2 protein-coding genes are annotated in these 2,536 nt (G+C 68.2%); one reads left to right on the top strand and one right to left on the bottom strand.

The features are described from left to right. Nucleotides 1-2,193: diguanylate cyclase (locus GX414_15905; GenBank protein NLI48586.1), on the top strand; the 2,193-nt coding region annotated here is incomplete at its 5' end. Nucleotides 2,194-2,239: 46 nt separating this feature from the next. On the opposite strand, the gene GX414_15910 is transcribed toward GX414_15905, so the two are convergent. After that, on the bottom strand, nucleotides 2,240-2,536 hold a 297-nt coding region (locus GX414_15910), incomplete at its 5' end, for a hypothetical protein (GenBank protein NLI48587.1).

Raw genomic sequence — 2,536 nt, forward strand, 5'->3', positions numbered from 1 at the left:
CCGCGCGTGGCGCACCTGGCCCAGCGCGCCCGGCACGTCTACTTGAAAACCCTATCCCTGCGCGACACGCTGACGGCCTTTCTCAGGGACTTCGGCTCGCGCGCCGGTCTGGACGTCCTGCGGCTGTTCCTGGTGGGCGAGAACACCGGCATCAAGCCGGTGTTCGCCGGCTGGGACCGAGTGGCCCCGGAGGATCCGGAGCCGGTTCACGAGGTTTTCCGCAGGCTCATGCAGGACGATCCGCAGGCGGCGGTGGTGGGCGACGGTCCGATCCGCCTGCCCGACGAACTGAGCGGCTGCTTCCTTCGCCTCGAGGCCGGCCGCTACCGGTTCTATTTTCTGGGGGCGGCCGCCGCGCGCTCCGGGCGATCCGACACGGGACTCCTGCTCCATGCCTGCCTCCGCCAGCTGGCGATGCTGCTCGATGAGACGGCGCCGCTCCTGCCGCGGATCGAGGGTGTCCTCCAGCAGAAGGAGACCACCCAACTCCTGCTCCGGGTCATGGCGCTCGGCGAACTGGAACAGTTCCGGCGGGACTTGCCCGCCCTGTTGCAGGATTTTCTGCACGTGGAGAGCGTAGCCTACTACTTCTACCAGCCGGACACCCAGCGGTTGTGCCGGCACGCTTTCGCCGGCTCGTTCGGCGAGATGCTGCCCGACCGGGAAACGTGCAACCTGGACACCTACACCTGGCTCACCCGCTGCGCCAAGTCCGGCCACACCCTGCTCAAGACCGACCTGTCGGCCGGCGAGCGCACGCAGGTCACCGACAACGGCCTGTTCGCCTCGGTACTGTATTATCCCGTGGACACGGGCGAGGCGGCGCGCGACGTCATCCTGGTCGCCGACACCCGCCGCGACCGCGTGACGTTCCAGCACGTCCAGCGGCTGAACCAGATCCAGCCCTTCCTCACCCAGGCCATCCACAACAACCGCCTCTATTCCGGGATCCAGCGCCATCTCTACGTCGATTTCGACACCAACCTGCCCAACCGGCGCGGCTTCGAGGAGGCGCTGCAGGCCTGCTTGGAGCGGTCCAAGCGGGTGGGCGACAGCTTCACCGTGATCATGGCCAGCCTGGACCGGCCGGACCGGATCAACCTGCGGCCCCACGGCGATTCGCCCCGGGCCTTCCTGCTGAAGATCTGCGCGTTCTTCCAGAAGCAGCTCCCGCCGCAGGCCACGCTGGCCTACTCGGGAGAATTCAAATTTCTGTGCCTGCTCCCCCGCTACGAGATGGAGCCGTCGCTGGAGCTGGCCCGCCGGCTCTGTCTGCAGGCGCGGGAGACGCTGCGCGACGCCGAGAACCGGCCCACCTTCTCGCTGGGCATCTCCTGCTTCCCCATCAACGGGATGAGCCTGGACGACCTGATCCTGTCGGCGGAGCAGGCGATGACCATGAGCCGCTTCCAGGGCGGCGACACCGCCTCGTTGATGGGGAGCCAGCTCATCAAGAAACTGGCGTTGAACGTCTTCTCGCAGTTCATGGGGCAGGGGACGCTGCGGACCGGGCCGGAGGTGGTGGACGGCGTGCTGCAGAAGATCACCGATCGGCGGGAGGTGGACGAGAGCCTCACCACGGTGGAGATGATCAATTCCCTGGCCGAGGCCATCGATGCCAAGGACCACTACACGAGCAACCACACCCTGGAGACGTCCATCCTGGCGGTGGCCCTGGGCCGGCTGATGGTGCTGGATGACGAGTCGCTGGAGCGGCTCCGCATCGCCGCCAAGCTGCACGACATCGGCAAGATCGGCGTGCCGGAGCACATCCTGCTCAAGCAAGGGAAACTCACGGCGGACGAGGAGCAGGTCATGCGCCGCCACGCCGAGATCGGCGCCCGGATTCTGCGGCCCATCAGCAGCCTGCGCCACATTGCCGTGATCGTGGAACACCACCACGAACGCTGGGACGGTTCCGGCTACCCGCACGGGCTCCGGGGGGAAGAGATCCCCATCGAGTCCCGCATCCTGGCCGTCATCGACGCCTACCACGCCATGATCAGCCACCGCACCTACCGCGAGGGCCAGACCCTGGAGTTCGCCCTGGGCGAAATCCGCCGCGGCGCCGGGAGCCAGTTCGACCCGCGGGTCACCGAGCTGTTCAACCAGATGATGGCGGAGCGCCGCGAACTGGGCGCGATGGCCCCCTTCGCCGACTGGCCGCTGCGGCCTGACCAGCCGCCCATGTAAGCCCCCCTCTTTCGGATCCGCGATGCCGGAGACGATCCGGCCGAGTTCAGGCCCGGGCGCCCGACAGGGTGTTCCGGTCGTAGCCCCAGCCCCGGCACGAGGGCACGTCGATGAGGACGAAGCCGCTGTCGGCGGCGGCCCGAAGCTCCAGGGCCGCCTCCGGATCGATCCGGCCCTGGTCGCCGGGTCCGAAGCGGATCCCGTTGGCCGCGACGCAGCCGGCCGTCACGTAGATGAATACCCGGCGGTCTTCGCCCGCCGGCAGGCCGACGGCGCGACCGGCCGACAGATCGCAGCGGTAGATCGTGGCGTCGGTGTGGAAGGTGACGGCTCCGGGGTGGCC

The organism is Acidobacteriota bacterium, assembly GCA_012517875.1.
Classification (GTDB): domain Bacteria; phylum Acidobacteriota; class JAAYUB01; order JAAYUB01; family JAAYUB01; genus JAAYUB01.